Origin of the sequence: Streptomyces viridochromogenes (assembly GCF_001270495.1) — a bacterium.
Lineage (GTDB): Bacteria > Actinomycetota > Actinomycetes > Streptomycetales > Streptomycetaceae > Streptomyces > Streptomyces viridochromogenes_A.
Genome location: NZ_LGUR01000249.1, coordinates 26,787 through 43,607 on the forward strand (window position 1 = coordinate 26,787; position 16,821 = coordinate 43,607).

Here is a 16,821-nt window from a genome sequence, read left to right on the forward strand (position 1 = left end):
GACTACCTTCCGTGCTGTTCTGTCTGTTCGGTGCGGGATGACGGCGACGACTGAGCGACACCTTCCATGGCGGCGACCACGTCGCGGTCGCTCCAGCCTCGGTCGAACTCCGCTACTGCTCGTCCGTGGAACATGACGACGACGCGGTCGCACACCTTGAGGTCGTCGAGTTCGTCGGAGACGATCAAGGCGGCCTTGCCTGCGTTGGCGACCTGCCGGATCGTGCCGAGCAGGAACTCCTTGGACTTGACGTCGACACCGTTCGTGGGACGGATCGCGACCAGTACATGAGGGTCCGTGGCCAGCGCGCGGGCGATGACGACCTTCTGCTGGTTGCCACCCGAGAGGGCGGCGACCGGAATGCCAGCTCCGGGTGTCTTGATGTCGAGCCTGCGGATCATGCGTCCGGCGAAGGTCCGCGTGCGAGCGGGAAGGACGGTCCCGTAAGGCCCCAGCTGGTCGGTGACCGTGAGCGTCGCGTTCTCGGCGACGCTGCGGTCGGCCACCAGCCCCTGGAGGTGCCGGTCCTCCGGCACGAAGCCGACGCCCGCGGCGAGCGCGGCGGGAATGTCGCCGGTGCGCAGAGGGCGTCCGGCGACCTTGACGGTGCCGCTGTCCGCGCGGTGCAGGCCGGCGAGTGTCTCGCCGACCTGCACGTTGCCGCTGGCGGTGGCGCCCGCCAGTCCGACGACCTCGCCCGAGCGGACCGACAAGGAGAGGTTCTCGATGGCGCCCGGCAGGGTGAGCGCGTCCACGGCCAGCAACTCCTCGCCCGTGCCGGTCGCGACGGCCCGGCCTGGGCCGGAGACGGGTGTGACCGTCGCGGACTCGCCGGTCATGGCCTCGACCAGGGCCTGGCGGCCGAGCTGGGCGACGGGCGCGGTGACGATGTGGGTGGCGTCACGGTAGACGGTGACGGTGCCGCAGAGGTCGTAGACCTCCTGCAAGTGGTGCGAGATAAAGAGGAAGGCGACGCCCTGGCTCTGGAGGTCACGCAGCTTGTCGAAGAGTCTGCCGATGCCGCGCGCGTCGAGCTTGGCGGTCGGCTCGTCCAGGATGATGAAGCGCGCGCCGAATGACAGCGCCCGCGCGATCTCGACGAACTGTCGCTGCTCGACGGTCAGGTCCTTCGCGGCGGCCGCGGCGTCGACGTCCACGCCGTACTCACCGAGCAGTTCCTCCGCCCTGCGGCGCAGACCTTTCCAGCGAATGGGGGTCAGGGCCGCGGGGCTCTGCCGGTTCAGAAAGAGGTTCTCGGCGACAGTGAGCCCGCCGATGATGGTGGACCGCTGATAGACACAGGCGACCCGGGAACGCCAGGCGTCGGTGTCACCGAACGCGGGAGCCGCTTGCCCGGAGAACCTGAGCGTTCCGGTGTCGGGCTGCTGCAGCCCGGTCAGGATCGAGACGAGAGTGGACTTGCCGGCGCCGTTGCGTCCGACTAGGGCGTGCGACTCGCCCGCGGCGATCGTGATGTGAGCGTCGCGCAGCGCCACGGTCGCGCCGAATCGTTTGGAGACGCCGGTCGCCTCGGCCACAGGGGCCCTGCCTCCGGCGCTGTTCGCCGGGGCGGCCGCGGTGTCCGCCATGGTGAGTACCGTCCTTCGGTGCGGAGAGAGAGCGCGCGGCGGGGAGACGGGGCCGCCTCCGTGCGCCGCGCGTCTTGCGATCGGTCGGTCACTTTCCGACGTTGTTGCCCCAGAGGGTCTTGTCGTCCACGTTGTCCTTGGTCACCAGTGGCGCCGCCAGCTGGTCCTCCAGGCCGTTGGGGAGCTTGATGATCGTCGAGTCGTGGTCGGTGGGACCGGGCTTGAAGGTCTTTCCCTCGGCGGCGGCTTGCGCGTAGTAGAGGGCGTACTTGGCGTAGAGGTCGGCCGGCTGGGAGACGGTGGCGTCGATGTGGCCCTTGCGGATGGCGTCGAACTCCTGCGGGATGCCGTCGTTGGAGACGATCGTGATGTGCCCCTTCTGACCGGCCGGCTTGAGCAGGCCCTTCTGCTCCAGCAGAGCCAGAGTGGGCTGCAGGAAGGCGCCGCCGGCCTGCATGTAGATGCCGTTCAGGTCAGGGTGCTGGGCGAGCAGGCTCTGCAGCTTGGCGGAGGCCACGTCGCCCTTCCAGTCGGTGGGCAGCTCGAACACCTTGATCTTCGGGAACTTCTTCTTCATGCACTCGGCGAAGGCCTCGGAGCGGTCACGGCCGTTGATCGAGTCGAGGGCTCCCTGGAACTCGGCGACCTTCCCCTTGCCGCCGAGCTGCTTGCCGAGGTACTCACAGGCCTTCGTGCCGTAGGCACGGTTGTCGGCGCGGACGACCATGTAGACGTCGCCCTTGTCGGGTCTGGTGTCGACGCTGATCACGGGGATCTTCTTCGACGCGAGGTTGTCGAGGGTTGAGGCGATGGCACCGGTGTCCTGGGGTGCCATGACGATCGCCTTGGCACCGGTGTTCTCGAACACCTGCACGTTGGACACGAGCTTGGTGACGTCGTTCTGCGAGTTGCTGATCGGCAGCGCGTTGGCCCCTTCGGCCTTGATGTCCTTCTTCAGGTACTCGGCGTAGGAGTTCCAGAAGTCGGTGTCCGACCGGGGCAGGTCGATGCCGATGGCGGCCTTGCCGCCGCCCTCCGCCGACGTGGAGGCGTCGCTCTCCCGGTTGCAGGCGGTGGTGGCGAGAGCCAGCACCGCGAGAACGGCGGACGCGGCGGTGATGGTGGGACGAGCGCGAAGAAGCTTCATGGCCTGGATCTCTCTTCTTGGCCGGAGTGCGGGCCGGGGGAGGGGCGGGCGGTGATGGGAGACGGCCCTCGCCTTCCGGGCGGAACGCCGTGCGGGTGCCGGAACGGTGTCATGGGTGAGCCGAGGTACCCGACGATGCGGATTGCTCCCATGTATCCCGAGCGGGGAGGACGTTACGGCGACGTTGCCGACGATGACAAGCCTCCTTAAGTACTGATTCATGGGACACCGGGTCGCGGAACGCCGCACGCACGCCCACGGCGGACGTCCACAGAGCCGCAACTCCTATCTGACCTGCGCGTTTATGTGGATCATGGATCGACGGGACCCCGGCGGCAGCGCCTTACGATTTGGCAACGCCCCTGACGAAAGACGCTGAAGTCCTCCTATGGCAAGGGTGAAATGAGTTGGTGTTCCTCCCTCTCGATAGGCCTTGCTATCCGGTACTTTCACCGCTATTGGGACATCACGCCGAAGGGCGCAGTCAAAAAACATCCCATCACTGAATTGCCAGTCGTCCTGCCGGATGCCTACAGTCACCTGGGGCGCCAGTCATCCGATGTATATGGATCGCCATGCCCTGTACCGCATCCGCACCACCTCACGAGGGAGCTGCTCCCGTTGAAACTCCTCCGACTCGGCGCCCGTGGGCGAGAGGCGCCGGTCGTCCGTACTGATGACGGCCGGTTCCTCGACGCGTCCCCGATCACCACGGACTTCGATGGCGCCTTTCTGGCCTCCGGCGGCCTCGACCGGCTCCGGGGCGGGCTCGCGGTCGGCGCGCTCGCGGAGATCGACGCCGACGGCCTCAGGGTGGGAGCCCCCGTGGCCCGCCCCGGCAAGGTCGTCTGCATCGGCCTGAACTACCTCGACCACGCCGCCGAGACCGGGGCGGCCATTCCGTCCCGGCCAGTGGTCTTCATGAAGGACCCCGGCACCGTCGTCGGCCCGTACGACGACGTCCTCATCCCCCGTGGCTCGACCAGGACCGACTGGGAGGTGGAACTCGCCGTCGTCATCGGCCGGCGGGCGCGCTACCTGACCGGCCCCGAGGAGGCCGCGGACGTCATCGCCGGCTACGCGATCAGCCACGACGTCTCCGAACGCGAGTTCCAGCTCGACTTCTCGTCCCAGTGGGACCTCGGCAAGTCCTGCGAGACCTTCAACCCGCTCGGCCCGTGGCTGGTCACCGCCGACGAGGTCGCGGACCCGCAGGGCCTCGGGCTGCACCTGAGCGTCAACGGTGTGAAGCGGCAGCAGGGCCACACGAAGGACATGATCTTCTCGGTGGCGCGGATCGTCGCCTACCTGAGTCAGTACATGGTCCTGGAACCGGGCGACGTGATCAACACCGGAACCCCCGCGGGCGTCGCCCTGGGCCTTCCGAGGACGCCGTTCCTGCGGCCCGGCGACACGGTCGAACTCTCCATCGACGGACTGGGCGGACAGCGCCAGACCTTCGCGCAAGCCTGAAAGGCAGCCCCCGTGACTGCAGACGCACACCGGATCACCGCGGTCGACACCCACCTGTCGATGTCCGACCACCTGGCGCTGTCGGGCACCACCGACGACCGGGTCATCGAGTACGTCGATCATCTCCACGAACACTTCGCCGCGCCCGTCGAGATCCGCGACGGCCACTACGCCGCGCCGCTCACCCCCGGCTTCTCCGCCACAGTGCACGCCGGATCCGTCGGCTCTCTCCGTTGTCCCGACGGCGCGTTCCGGGCTGCTGACCTCGCCGGAGTGGAGGACGCGGTATGAGCGCGTTGACAGGTCTGAAAGCCGTGGTCACGGGCGGCGCGTCCGGCATCGGGCTGGCGACGGCCCGGATGCTGAGCGCGGAGGGCGCGGACGTCGCCGTCCTCGACCTTGACCCGTCCGCTGTGCCGCGGCCGCTGCTCGGTGTCACCGCCGACGTCACCGCCGACACCTCGGTGCGGGCGGCCGTCACGGCGGCCGCCCGGGATCTCGGCGGCATCGACATCCTCGTCAACAACGCGGGCGTCGGAGCCGTCGGCACCATCGAGGACACCTCCGACGAGGCATGGCAACGCGTCCTGGACGTCAACGTCCTCGGGATCGTCCGCACCACGCGCGCCGCGCTCCCGCATCTTCGTCGCTCGTCGCACGCGGCCGTGGTGAACACCTGCTCGATCGGAGCAACGGCCGGTCTACCGCGGCGCGCCGCCTACTGCGCCAGCAAAGGGGCCGTGCTCTCCCTGACGCTGGCCATGGCAGCCGACCATGTCCGGGAAGGCGTCCGGGTGAACTGCGTCAACCCGGGCACGGCCGACACACCCTGGGTCGGCCGTCTGCTGGCCGCCGCCGACGACCCGGACGCCGAGCGGACCGCCCTCAACGCCCGGCAGCCCATGGGCCGGCTGGTGACACCGGACGAGGTGGCGGCGGCCATCGTGTACCTGGCGAGCCCGGCCGCCGCCTCCGTGACCGGCACCTCACTCGCCGTCGACGGCGGCATGCAGGGGCTTCGGGTGCGTCCGGCGGCCGGGACCTGACGTCCTGGCCCGCACCCCCTGGGCCCACCGGTCCTACGCATGACCCTTCCCGTTCGCACCTACTCCTGAAAGGTAGGACCGCCATGAGAATCGCCCTGCACACCAAGGTGCGCGCCGACCGCGTCGAGGAGTACGAGGCCGCCCACCGCGAGGTCCCCGAGGAACTGACCGACGCCATCCGGGCCGCGGGGGTGAGCGAGTGGACGATCTGGCGCAGCGGCACGGACCTCTTCCACGTGCTGGAGGTTCCCGACTACGGGGCGATGATCGCCGAGTTGGAGGAGCTGCCGGTCAATATCGCCTGGCAGGCACGGATGGGGGAACTCCTGGCCGTCGCGCACGACTACTCGGCGGACGGCGCCGACGCCTCGCTCCCCGTGGTGTGGCAGCTGTGAGTTCCCCGAGGCGCAGACGTGCTGCGGGCAGATGCCCTTCCTATACATCCCATCTATAGCGGGTGAAATCGGGAGATGGATTGGCCACATCTCCCGCCTTGCGCCTCTAGACGTAGGATGTTTATCGATTTACTGTCACATCGACTGGTTGGCGCAGCGTCCCCGACGCCGCCGCTCGTCCCGCAGGCGGCCTTCGTTCCCGCCCGCCCGTTCACAGGAGTTGCTGTCATGTCGTCCGCCGCACCCTCATCACCCCGCATCACGGCCCTGGACGTCCTGGACGTCCGTTTCCCGACGTCCGAGCACCTGGACGGTTCGGATGCCATGAACCCCGAGCCCGACTACTCGGCGGCCTACGTCGTCCTGCGCACCGACGCCGGCGACGGGCTGGAGGGCCACGCCCTGGCCTTCACCACCGGGCGGGGCAACGACGCGCAGGCCGCCGCCATCTCGACGCTCGCCCCGCACGTGGTCGGCCTGTCCGTCGAGGAGGTCTGCGGCGATCTCGGAGCCTTCTCCCGCTCGCTCGTCCACGACCCGCAACTGCGCTGGCTGGGCCCGGAGAAGGGGGCCATCCACATGGCGACCGGCGCCGTCGTCAACGCCGCCTGGGACCTGGCCGCCAAGCGCGCGGGCAAGCCCGTCTGGCGCTTCCTGGCCGAGATGTCGCCCGAGGAGCTCGTGGCCCAGGTCGACTTCCGTTGGCTGAGCGACGCCCTGACCCCGGACGAGGCGCTGGAGATCCTCGAACGCGCCGAGCCGGGCCGCGAGGAGCGCATCGCCCGTCTGCTGGAGCGCGGTTACCCCGCCTACACCACCACTCCGGGCTGGCTCGGCTACTCGGACGAGAAGCTGGCCCGCCTCGCCCGGGAGGCCGTCGCGGACGGCTTCACCCAGATCAAGCTGAAGGTCGGCGCCTCGCTGGAGGACGACGTACGGCGCATGCGCACCGCCCGTGCGGCGGTCGGCCCGGACATCCGGGTGGCCGTGGACGCCAACCAGAGATGGGACGTCCAGCCCGCGATCGACTGGATGCGTGCCCTGGCTCCCTACGACCCGTACTGGATCGAGGAGCCCACCTCCCCCGACGACATCCTCGGCCACGCCGCCGTCCGCGACGCCGTCACGCCCATCAAGGTCGCCACCGGGGAACACGTGGCCAACCGGGTCGTCTTCAAGCAACTGTTGCAGGCCGGCGCGGTGGACATCGTGCAGATCGACTCCGCCCGGGTCGGCGGTGTCAACGAGAACATCGCGATTCTGTTGCTCGCCGCGAAGTTCGGGGTGCCGGTCTGCCCGCACGCCGGCGGGGTCGGCCTGTGCGAGATGGTGCAGCACCTGTCGATGTTCGACTACGTCGCCGTCTCCGGCACCACCGAGGACCGGGTCATCGAGTACGTCGACCACCTGCACGAGCACTTCGTCGACCCCGTGCGCATCGCCGACGGCCACTACCTGGCGCCCACCCTCCCGGGCCTGAGCGCACAGATGCACCCGGACTCCCTCAAGGAGTACACCTACCCCGACGGACCCGTCTGGCTGGCCCGTGTCTGACACCGCGCGCCCCGGTCTCGTCGACGCCCACCACCACGTGTGGAACCTCGACCGACGCCGTCAGCCCTGGCTGGACGACCCGGGGCACGAACCGATCCGCCGCTCCTTCGACACCGGCAACCTGCGCAGGACCGCCACCCGGACGATCGTGGGACGTCGTCTGGAGCGAACCGTGGTCGTCCAGTGCGTGACCTCCGTGCCCGAAACCCGTGAGCTGCTGGCCCTGGCCGACGCCGATCCGCTGATCGGCGCGGTCGTAGGGTGGGTGGATCTGACCTGCCTTGACATCAAGGACATCCTGGACGGGCTGCGCGCCAGTCCCGGCGGCACCCACCTGCGAGCCGTCCGGCACATCGTGCAGGGGGAGCCGGACCCCGACTGGCTGCAGCGCCCCGTCGTGGAGTCCGGGCTGCGCGCCGTACGTGACCACGGGCTCGGCTACGACGTCCTGATCCGCAGCCACCAGCTGCCCCAGGCGATCCGGCTCGCCGAAGCCATCCCCGATCTGGACATCGTCCTCGACCACGCGGGGAAGCCACCCCTCGCCGGCGGCGACCTGACCGACTGGGAAGGACAGATCCGCCTGCTGGCCAAACACCCGCAGGTGCGCTGCAAGGTGTCAGGTCTCGTCACCGAGGCCGACCACGGGAAGTGGACCGTCGCCGACATCCGGCCGGTGTGGGACGTGCTGCTCTCCGCCTTCGGCCCGTACCGGCTCATGTTCGGCTCCGACTGGCCGGTCTGCCTGCTCGCCGGCGGCTGGAACCTCTGGGCCGCCACCGTCGAGGAACTCCTCGCCGACTGCTCCGCGAGCGAGACCCGGGCGATCCTCTCCGGCACCGCGACCGCCTTCTACCGGCTGCGGCCCGGCTGAGCACACGGTCCGCGAACGAACCGGAAGCGTCCGCTCACAGCCGCCCCCTCACTCACCGGCACCCGCGCCGAAAGGACCCCCAAGACGATGACACGCGCCGTCCGCTATATCGCGGCCCGCACCCTGGACACGGCCCCCGTGAAGAGTTTGCCGCCCGGCCCCGGAGAGGTCGAAGTGGCCCCCGCCTACGTCGGCATATGCGGCACCGACCTGCACATCTTCCACGGCGACATGGATGCGCGGGTCCACGCGCCCGCCGTCCTCGGACACGAGATGTCCGGCCGCGTCGTACGCGTCGGCCCGGACACGGAGGGCTGGCAGCCCGGCGACGCGGTGACCGTGATGCCGCTGCGCTGGGACGGCACGTGTCCCGCCTGCCGGGCCGGCCACCGGCACATCTGCCAGCACCTCGACTTCATCGGCATCGACTCGCCCGGCGCGATGCAACAGCGCTGGACGGTACCCGCCGCAACCCTCCTGCGGCTGCCGGACTCCGTACCCCTGGACCGGGCCGCACTGGTCGAGCCGACGGCGGTCGCCGTGCACGACGTGGGCCGGGCCGAAGTGCGCGGCGGAGAACGGGTCGTCGTGGTCGGCGGCGGACCGGTGGGTCTCCTCATCGCGCTGGTCGCCCGCACCGTCGGGGCGGAGGTCCGGGTCGTGGAGCTCAGCGCCCATCGCCGCCTGCTGGCCGGGAAGCTGGGCCTGGCGACCTGGGACCCCGCCGAGCAGAACGTGCCCGAACTGGTGCGGGAGTGGACCGGTGACGCGGGGGCCGACGTCGCCTTCGAAGTGTCCGGGGCCGCCGCCGGGATGGACACGGCGGTGGAAGTCCTCGGCGTCCGGGGCCGGTTGTGCCTGGTCGCCATTCATCCCCAGCACCGCGAGGTGAACCTGCACCGCTTCTTCTGGCGTGAACTCACGCTGGTCGGCGCCCGGTTGTACGACCGGTCCGATTTCGAGCGAGCCGTGACGCTGGTCGCGGACGGCACGATCCCCGCCGAGCAGCTCATCAGCAAGGTGGTGCCACTCGCCGAGGCTCCCTCGGCGTTCGAGGCCCTGGAGTCCGGAGGCGACGTGATGAAGATCCTGGTGGACTGCACCGACGAGGCCGAGGAGGCCGCCGTATGACTGCCTTCGACCTCACCGGCAGGCTCGCAGTCGTCACCGGAGCCCGGCGCGGCATCGGCCGGGCGATGGCCCGCGCGCTCGCCGAGGCCGGCGCGGACGTCATAGGCGTCAGCGCCTCGCTGGAGGAGTCGGGAAGCGACGTCGAGAAGGACGTCACCTCCACGGGCCGCACCTTCGAGGCGATCCGCACCGACTTCGCCGACCGGGAGGCCGTACGAGCCCTGGGCGCGGACCTTGCCGGCCGCACTCGGCCGGTGGACATCCTGGTCAACAACGCGGGTACCATCCGCCGCGCCCCCGCAGCAGAACACCCCGATACCGACTGGGAGTTGGTGCTCCAGGTCAACCTCAGCGCACAGTTCGCGCTGACCCGGGCGGTCGGCGCGGCGATGGTTGCCCGCGGCCGGGGCAAGGTCGTCTTCACGGCGTCGCTGCTCAGCTTCCAGGGCGGGATCACCGTGCCCGGCTACACCGCTGCCAAGCACGGCATCGCCGGTCTGACCAAGGCGCTGGCCAACGAGTGGGCCCCGCACGGCGTCAACGTCAACGCCATCGCGCCCGGCTACATCGCCACCGACAACACCCAGGCCCTGCGGGAGGATCCGGTACGCAGCAAGGCGATCCTGGACCGCATCCCGGCCGGACGCTGGGGCGACGCGGACGACCTGGCGGGCGCCACCGTCTTCCTCGCCTCGGACGCCGCCGCCTACATCCACGGCACCGTCCTGCCCGTCGACGGCGGATGGCTCGGCAGATGAGCACCGATCTGACCCCCGCCCCGACCGCCGACCTGACCGCCGCTCTCTCCGGGACCCGGATCCTGCCCGTGCTGACGGTGCCGGACGTCGCCACGGCGGCTCCACTGGCCGAGGCACTCGCCGCCGGCGGCGCCCGGTGCGCCGAGGTCACCTTCCGCACCCCGGACGCCGAAAAGGCGCTGCGGGCGATAGCCGACCACGGTGGCCTCACCGTCGGCGCGGGCACGGTCCTCACCCCCGAGCAGGCGGAGCGGGCGGTCGCGGCCGGTGCGCGCTTCGTGCTGTCGCCCGGCTTCGACGCGGACGTCGTGCACACGTGCCGGAAGCTGGGTGTTCCGGTCGTGCCGGGCGTCGCCACCGCCACGGAACTGACGCGGGCGCTGCGCGCCGGACTCACCACGGTGAAGCTGTTTCCGGCCGAACACCTGGGAGGCGCCCGGTTCATCCAGGCTCTCGTGGCGCCGTTCCCCCAGGCCCGGTTCGTGCCGACGGGTGGTGTCGGGCCCGCGCACCTGCCCATATACCTCTCGCATCCGGCTGTCCTCGCGGTCGGCGGCAGCTGGATGGCCGCCGCCGGTCACCTGGAGCGTGGGGACTACGCGGAGATCCGGAGACTGACGGCCGAGGCCGTGGAGAGGAGCGCGGCATGACCGGGCGGGGACCGGAGGTGGTCGCCCTCGGCGAGGTGATGCTGCGCTTCGACCCGGGCGAGGGCCGGATCCGCTCCGCCCGTACCTTCCAGGTCTGGGAGGGCGGCGGCGAGTACAACGTCGTCCGCGGACTGCGCCGCTGCTTCGGTCTGCGGACCGCCGTCGTCACGGCTCTCGTGGACAACGAGGTGGGCCGCCTCACCGAGGACCTCATCCTGCAGGGCGGAGTCGACACCTCGCTCATCCGTTGGGTGACCGCCGACGGCATCGGGCGCACCGCTCGCAACGGCCTCAACTTCGTGGAACGCGGCTTCGGCATCCGGGGAGCCCTCGGAGTCAGCGACCGCGCCAACACCGCGGTGTCCCAGCTGCGGCCGGGCGACATCGACTGGGACTCCGTCTTCTCCACGGGCGCCCGCTGGTTCCACACCGGCGGCATCTTCGCGGGGTTGTCGGACGCCACGGCCGAGGTCGCCGAGGAGGCGATGACCGCCGCCCGCCGGCACGGCGTGACTGTCTCCTACGACCCCAACTACCGCCCGAGCCTCTGGGCCGGCCGGGGCGGGCCGGAGCGGGCACGCGAGGTCGACCTCCGGCTGGCACGGCACGCCGACGTCGTGGTCGGCGCCCTGGGCTTGGCCGGCGAACATCCCGGAGCGATACGCCTCGGTGCCGACGAGGTGCCAAAGGCATTGCTTGAGGTTGCGGACCGGGTGCCCGAGGCGAGGGTGCTGGCGACGACTCTGCGGAGCGTGCCCTCGGCCGGCGTCAACGACTGGACCTCGGCGGCCTGGTCGGCGCAGACAGGGTTCGTCGCGGGCCCCGAGATGCCCGGCCTGCACGTACTGGACCGCATCGGATCGGGTGACGGGTTCGCCGCCGGCCTGATCTACGGCCTGCACACCGGGACCGGCCTGGAGCGTGCCCTCGCGTACGGCACCGCCCATGGCGCGCTCACCATGACCACCCCCGGCGACGTCTCCATGGCGTCCCTCACCGAGGTCGAGGCGCTGGTGGGCGGCGGCTCGGCCCACGTCCGGCGCTGACCGGCGAACTCCACCAACGTCCCGAGGAGGACACCATGCGCCGCAGGAAGATCAACAACACGCCCGTCGAGCTCACCGAGCTCGGCTTCGGGGCCGCCGTCATCGGCAACCTCTACCGGGTCACCCCGGCCCACCACGCGAGGGCCGCCGTCGAGACCGCCTGGGACGCGGGCATCCGGTACTTCGACACCGCCCCCCACTACGGGCTCGGCCTCTCGGAGCGCCGGCTGGGGGCGGTTCTGCGGAACCGTCCGCGGGACGACTACGTCATCTCCTCGAAGGTGGGGCGTCTGCTCGTCCCCAACGGCAGGCCGCGGGGCGTCGACAGCGAAGGCTTCGCCGTACGGGACGATCTGCGGCGGGAGTGGGACTTCAGCCGGGACGGAGTACTCCGGTCCATCGAGGCCACTCTCGAGCGCACGGGTCTTGACCGGCTGGACGTCGTGTACCTGCACGATCCCGACGAGCACTGGAAGCAGGCGGCCGAGGAGGCCATGCCCGCCCTGGCGGACCTGCGTGACCAGGGCGTCATCGGAGCCATCGGGGCCGGCATGAACCAGTCGGCCATGCTGGCCCGGTTCCTGCGCGAGACCGCCGCCGACGTGGTCATGCTGGCCGGGAGGTACAGCCTTCTCGACCAGTCGTCACTGGACGACGTCCTGCCGGCGGCGGCGGAGCACGGCAAGAGCGTCGTGGCGGTCGGCGTGTTCAACTCGGGCCTGCTCTCCCACGACCGGCCGGCGGAGGGCATGAAATACGACTACCGGGCCGCCCCCGTCGACCTCGTCGCGCGGGCGCGGGCCATCGCGGACGTGTGCGAGGAGCACGGGACGACCCTGCCCGCGGCGGCGATCGCGTTCCCCTTCACGCACCCCAGTATCATCAACGTCACTCTTGGCATGCGCGACGGGGACCAGGTCACGCGGAACGCCGGACTCCACAGCCGACCCGTCCCCGATGGCCTCTGGGCCGATCTGCGTGCCCGGGATCTCATCAGACCGGACGTGCCGGAGACGCACCCGCACGGAAAGGGGGCACGGTGTCACTGACGGACAAGGCCATCGAGGAGATTCGTGAGCTGATCCGGACCGGCGCCCTGCCTCCCGGTTCGAAGCTGCCTCCGGAATCGGAGCTGGCGGCTCAGCTGGGACTGTCCCGCAACCTGGCGCGCGAGGCGGTCAAGGCCCTGGCGGTCGCCCGCGTGCTGGAGATCAAGCGGGGCGACGGCACGTATGTCAGCAGCCTGCAGGCGAGCGTACTGCTGGAGGGCCTGGGCGGTGCCGTGGAACTGCTTCAGGCCGACGCAGGCGCGCTGTTGGACCTGATGGAGGTGCGGAGGCTGCTCGAACCGGTCGCCACCGGGCTCGCCGCCACCCGCATCACCGATGAGCAACTGGCCGAGGTTAAGCACCACCTCGACGCCATGCGGGAGGCCCGCGACGACGTCGAAGTGCTCAACGCGCACGACGCGGCGTTCCATCGCGCCGTTGTCGCGGCCACGGGGAACGAGTCCCTGCTGGCAATCCTCGAAGGCGTCTCCGGCCGCACGCTTCGCGCCCGGATCTGGCGAGGCCAGGCCGACGCCCGGGTCGCCGCCAGGACCGTGACGGAACACGAGGCGATCTTCGAGGCGCTGGCCGGCCGCGACGCCTCACTCAGCCAGGCGGCCGCACTACTGCACGTCAGCAGCACGGAACAGTGGTTGCGGGACCACATAGAGTCCGGCGGTCTTCCCTCCGGCACCCCCGCGAGCTCCGGCTGAGAGCGGACAGGACACGTCCGGAGTTCGGGACGGCCGGAGTCGCGTGACGGAGGATTCTCACTCCAGGTGTCGGACCACTGCCTCGGCGACGGCCTTGGCGCTGCTGGGGTTCTGTCCGGTGATGAGGCGGCCGTCCTCGACGAGGTGGACGTCGAAGGGCTGGGGACGGCGTGCGCCCGCTGGGCGAGTTCCTCCTGGGGATTTCGTGGATGTAGACGACCAACCGGTCAACGACGAGCCGAGCATGCCCTACGCCGGGGTGAAGGAGAGCGGCTGGGGCCGCTTCGGCGCGGGCTTTGCGGCGGAGGAATTTACCGAGCTCCGCTGGATCACTCTGCGCGGGGAACCTCGCGACTTCCCGATCTGACCCGTCGTGCGGAATTGCGTCATCCCTCGCCAACATGACAGTGACCCCCATCTCTGTTGCTTCTTCCAATTGAGCACCTGCTACCGTCATGGCTGTGACTGCTAAGTCGGATCTACGGGAACGCCGTCGCCTGGCAACCCAGGCCGAGATCGAGGACGCCGCCCTCGACCTGTTCGAGAGACAGGGATGCGGGCACACGACCGTCCTCGAGATCGCGCGGGCGGCCGGCGTCTCGCAGAGCACTTTCTTCCGGTACTTCGCGACGAAGGAGGACACGGCGCTGGGATCGCACCGCGCCTTCGAGTCCGCTTTCGTCGCGCGCCTGGGCGACGCCGAGGCCAGACCCTTGAACCTTCGCGACATCGAAGAGGTCATCGCCGCGACCTTGGGTGATCTGAGCACCGATGGGGCCGACGTGCTCGGACGCATACGGCGGGTCCGCGGCCTGCTCATGCGGGACACGGCCCTGCGCAGCGCGGCACTGGGGTGGGAGGCCGGACAGTGCCAACGGTTCCTGGGCCTTCTGGCGGACGCCACCGGCACCGAGAGCGTGGACCAACGGGTCCGGATGATGCTCGAGACGGTGAGCGTCACACTGCGCGTCGCGTTCGACGAGTGGGCCTCGGAGGGCGACGCCGATCTGGTCGAGGTCTACCGCACCACCTGCGCCTGGCTGCGTGACGTGGTCTCCGACTGACTCGTGGGACGCCCGCCACCCGCCGGTCTCTCACCCATCACGGCGCCTACACCGAGCGGATCACCGTTTCTCCCGAGATGCTCGTGCCCGTCCCCGGCCCCCCATGACGACACCTCAGGAGTAAATCCCTTCATGCGCGCCCTGGTTCTCGACCAGCCCGGCCCCTGCGACACCCTACGGCTGGCGGACCTGCCGGTCCCCGAGCCCGGGCCGGGGCAGGTTCGGATCAGAGTCGAGGCCTGCGGACTGAACCCGTCGGACTACCAGCGTGCCGCCTACGGCATCCCCGAGTGGACCTGGCCCGCCGTTCTGGGACTGGACGTCGTGGGCATCGTGGACGAGCTCGGCGCGGGCGTGACGAACGTCCGAACGCGGCAGCGCGTGGCCTACCACGCGGACATCCGCGAACGCGGCGGCTTCGCCGAGTACACCCTGGCGGACGCCCAGGCCCTGGCGCCGGTTCCGGCGGGCCTCGATCCGGCCGCGGCGGCCGCTCTGCCCTCGGCCGGCATGACGGCCTACCAGGCGGTCGTGCGCCGTCTGCACGTCACCGCGGAAGACACCGTTCTCGTCACCGGCGGTGCCGGGGGAGTCGGCGGCTTCGCGGTCCAACTGGCCGCGATGGCCGGAGCACGGGTGCTGGCCACCGCGTCCGCAGGCAACGCCGCGTATGTGAAGGGACTCGGCGCGGAAGCCGTCGTCGACTACCGCACAGAGGACGTGGCTTCCGGTGTACGGGAGTTGACCGAGGGCCGGGGTGTGGACGCCGTGGTCGACACCGTGGGCCCGGACTCAGCCACCACCAACCTGGGTCTCCTGGTTCACGGTGGCCGCCTCGCCGCGATCGCGGGGCGGCCCGACCTCGGCGTTGTGCCGCCGTTCTCCATGGCACCCTCCCTCCACGAGATCGCGCTCGGCGCCGCGTACACGGTCGGAGACGGACGGGCGCGCAGGCAGCTGTCGACGATGCTCACCGAGTTGCTCTCCATGGCGGCCGACGGACGGCTGGACCCGATGGTGACCCGGACCATCGCCCTGGAAGACGTGCCCGCCGCGCTGACCGAACTGTCGGGCCGCCGGGTGCGGGGCAAGCTGGTCCAGGTCTTCCCACGCCGATGAGACGTACGTCCACCACCTCGTCGACGACACCGTTCCGCCGCGGCTGACCGTGAACGACCATGTGAGGAGACCCCGTGAAACCGACACCGCCCCCCTTCGACACCGAGCTCGACGCTGTTCTACAGGCGATGGCAGCAGAGGGCAGCACCTTGCCGGATCTCACCGCGGAGGGGATCGCTGCCGCGCGCCAGATGCTGGACGCCGCGGTCTCCGACGACGAACAGCTGAGTCACCAGGGCTTCTTCGAGGTCGAGGACAGGGTCGTACCGGGGCCTGAGGGTGCCCCCGACGTGTCGCTCCTGATCTGCCGCCCCGTGGCGTCCGGCGTCCTCCGGCCCGTGATCTATCACGTCCACGGTGGCGGCATGGTGATCGGTAACAACCGGTCCGGTGTGGACATGATCGTGGGCTGGGCACGGGAGTTGGACGCGGTGGTGGTGTCCGTCGACTACCGGCTCGCACCGGAACACCCGCACCCCGCGCCCATCGAGGACGTTTACGCCGGCCTGTCGTGGGCAGCCGATCACGCGCAGGAGATCGGCGGTGCCCCGGAGCGGATCGTCGTAGCGGGAGCCAGCGCGGGCGGTGGCCTCGCCGCCGGGCTCGCGCTGCTGCTCAGGGATCGCAAGGGCCCGCAGCTCCTCGGGCAGTTGCTCATGGGGCCGATGCTGGACGACCGCAACGACACACCGTCCGCCCGCCAGATGCAGGGCCTGGGCATCTGGGACCGTACGGCCAACGAGTCCGGCTGGACAGCGCTGCTGGGCGGCCGGCGTGGTGGCCCGGACGTGTCCCCCTATGCGGCGCCCGCCCGTGCCGAGGACCTGTCCGGGCTGCCCCCTACCTATCTCGACGTCGGCTCGGCGGAGACCTTCCGGGACGAGGTCGTCGCGTACGCCTCACGCCTGTGGCAGGCCGGCGAAGTGGCTGAACTGCATGTGTGGCCGGGCGGCTTCCACGGTTTCGAGGGCTTCGCCCCGCAGGCCGCCCTCGCCCGAGCGGCTTTGGCCGCGCGGTTGAACTGGCTGCGGCGGCTCCTTGCCGAGTGAGCGAGGGGGCGTCCGAGCAGCCACGCGGCCGGCAGTCCCCGTCGCATGAGGGACGGCCTCTCAGGCCAGGTGTCGGACCACTGCCTCGGCGACGGCCTTGGCGCTGCTGGGGTTCTGTCCGGTGATGAGGCGGCCGTCCTCGACGAGGTGGACGTCGAAGGGCT

General features: G+C 70.3%; 17 protein-coding genes and 1 pseudogene. 16 read left to right on the plus strand and 2 right to left on the minus strand.

Annotated elements, in window-relative coordinates:
- Positions 1 to 2 precede the first annotated feature (2 nt).
- Positions 3 to 1,589: a sugar ABC transporter ATP-binding protein gene (locus ADK36_RS39890; protein WP_048580991.1), complete on the minus strand. Its 1,587-nt coding sequence runs from the start codon at positions 1,587 to 1,589 to the stop codon at positions 3 to 5.
- An 88-nt stretch (positions 1,590 to 1,677) separates the two neighbouring features.
- Positions 1,678 to 2,736 carry a sugar ABC transporter substrate-binding protein gene (locus ADK36_RS39895; protein WP_048580990.1) on the minus strand — a complete coding sequence of 353 codons (1,059 nt, stop codon included), beginning with the start codon at positions 2,734 to 2,736 and terminating at the stop codon, positions 1,678 to 1,680.
- Positions 2,737 to 3,357: 621 nt separating this feature from the next.
- Between ADK36_RS39895 and ADK36_RS39900 the strand changes: the two genes are divergently transcribed.
- The 16 genes and pseudogenes from ADK36_RS39900 to ADK36_RS39970 all read left to right on the plus strand — a co-directional run bounded on the left by ADK36_RS39900 (position 3,358) and on the right by ADK36_RS39970 (position 16,657).
- Positions 3,358 to 4,209 (plus strand): fumarylacetoacetate hydrolase family protein, encoded by an 852-nt coding sequence (locus ADK36_RS39900; protein WP_048580989.1) that lies wholly within the window; start codon positions 3,358 to 3,360, stop codon positions 4,207 to 4,209.
- 51 nt (positions 4,210 to 4,260) lie between these two features.
- Positions 4,261 to 4,500 (plus strand): annotated as a pseudogene (locus tag ADK36_RS39905) (fuconate dehydratase); the annotation flags it as partial.
- The gene (locus ADK36_RS39910) at positions 4,497 to 5,255 is read left to right on the plus strand and encodes an SDR family NAD(P)-dependent oxidoreductase (RefSeq protein WP_048580987.1); all 759 of its coding nucleotides are present in this window, start codon (positions 4,497 to 4,499) and stop codon (positions 5,253 to 5,255) included. The pseudogene ADK36_RS39905 and the gene ADK36_RS39910, both read left to right, overlap by 4 nt.
- An 83-nt stretch (positions 5,256 to 5,338) precedes the next feature.
- Positions 5,339 to 5,650 carry an L-rhamnose mutarotase gene (locus tag ADK36_RS39915; protein WP_048580986.1) on the plus strand — a complete coding sequence of 104 codons (312 nt, stop codon included), beginning with the start codon at positions 5,339 to 5,341 and terminating at the stop codon, positions 5,648 to 5,650.
- Positions 5,651 to 5,878: 228 nt separating this feature from the next.
- Positions 5,879 to 7,204 (plus strand): L-fuconate dehydratase, encoded by a 1,326-nt coding sequence (locus ADK36_RS39920; RefSeq protein WP_048580985.1) that lies wholly within the window; start codon positions 5,879 to 5,881, stop codon positions 7,202 to 7,204.
- Positions 7,197 to 8,078, plus strand: a complete 882-nt coding sequence (locus ADK36_RS39925; RefSeq protein WP_053201125.1) for an amidohydrolase family protein — start codon at positions 7,197 to 7,199, stop codon at positions 8,076 to 8,078. Before ADK36_RS39920 ends, ADK36_RS39925 begins: the two co-directional genes overlap by 8 nt.
- Before the next feature lie 87 nt (positions 8,079 to 8,165).
- Complete coding sequence (locus ADK36_RS39930) at positions 8,166 to 9,209, plus strand: (R,R)-butanediol dehydrogenase (protein WP_053201127.1); 1,044 nt, start codon at positions 8,166 to 8,168, stop codon at positions 9,207 to 9,209.
- Positions 9,206 to 9,967: an SDR family oxidoreductase gene (locus ADK36_RS39935; RefSeq protein WP_048580982.1), complete on the plus strand. Its 762-nt coding sequence runs from the start codon at positions 9,206 to 9,208 to the stop codon at positions 9,965 to 9,967. Before ADK36_RS39930 ends, ADK36_RS39935 begins: the two co-directional genes overlap by 4 nt.
- Positions 9,964 to 10,617, plus strand: coding sequence for a bifunctional 4-hydroxy-2-oxoglutarate aldolase/2-dehydro-3-deoxy-phosphogluconate aldolase (locus ADK36_RS39940; protein WP_048580981.1), 654 nt, complete (start codon positions 9,964 to 9,966; stop codon positions 10,615 to 10,617). The genes ADK36_RS39935 and ADK36_RS39940 overlap by 4 nt, the downstream gene beginning before the upstream one ends.
- The gene (locus ADK36_RS39945) at positions 10,614 to 11,663 is read left to right on the plus strand and encodes a sugar kinase (RefSeq protein ID WP_048580980.1); all 1,050 of its coding nucleotides are present in this window, start codon (positions 10,614 to 10,616) and stop codon (positions 11,661 to 11,663) included. The genes ADK36_RS39940 and ADK36_RS39945 overlap by 4 nt, the downstream gene beginning before the upstream one ends.
- Before the next feature lie 35 nt (positions 11,664 to 11,698).
- Positions 11,699 to 12,712: an aldo/keto reductase gene (locus ADK36_RS39950; RefSeq protein WP_048580979.1), complete on the plus strand. Its 1,014-nt coding sequence runs from the start codon at positions 11,699 to 11,701 to the stop codon at positions 12,710 to 12,712.
- Positions 12,703 to 13,425: a FadR/GntR family transcriptional regulator gene (locus ADK36_RS39955; RefSeq protein ID WP_048580978.1), complete on the plus strand. Its 723-nt coding sequence runs from the start codon at positions 12,703 to 12,705 to the stop codon at positions 13,423 to 13,425. The genes ADK36_RS39950 and ADK36_RS39955 overlap by 10 nt, the downstream gene beginning before the upstream one ends.
- 205 nt (positions 13,426 to 13,630) lie before the next feature.
- On the plus strand, positions 13,631 to 13,792 hold the full coding sequence (locus ADK36_RS48485) for a hypothetical protein (protein ID WP_199830351.1): 162 nt from the start codon (positions 13,631 to 13,633) through the stop codon (positions 13,790 to 13,792).
- Between the two features lie 94 nt (positions 13,793 to 13,886).
- Positions 13,887 to 14,489, plus strand: a complete 603-nt coding sequence (locus tag ADK36_RS39960; protein ID WP_199830352.1) for a TetR family transcriptional regulator — start codon at positions 13,887 to 13,889, stop codon at positions 14,487 to 14,489.
- 132 nt (positions 14,490 to 14,621) lie between these two features.
- Entirely contained in the window at positions 14,622 to 15,608 is a 987-nt protein-coding gene (locus ADK36_RS39965) for a zinc-binding dehydrogenase (RefSeq protein WP_053201129.1), read from the plus strand.
- A 74-nt stretch (positions 15,609 to 15,682) separates the two neighbouring features.
- Positions 15,683 to 16,657 carry an alpha/beta hydrolase gene (locus tag ADK36_RS39970; protein ID WP_107086956.1) on the plus strand — a complete coding sequence of 325 codons (975 nt, stop codon included), beginning with the start codon at positions 15,683 to 15,685 and terminating at the stop codon, positions 16,655 to 16,657.
- The last annotated feature ends 164 nt before the right edge of the window (positions 16,658 to 16,821 follow it).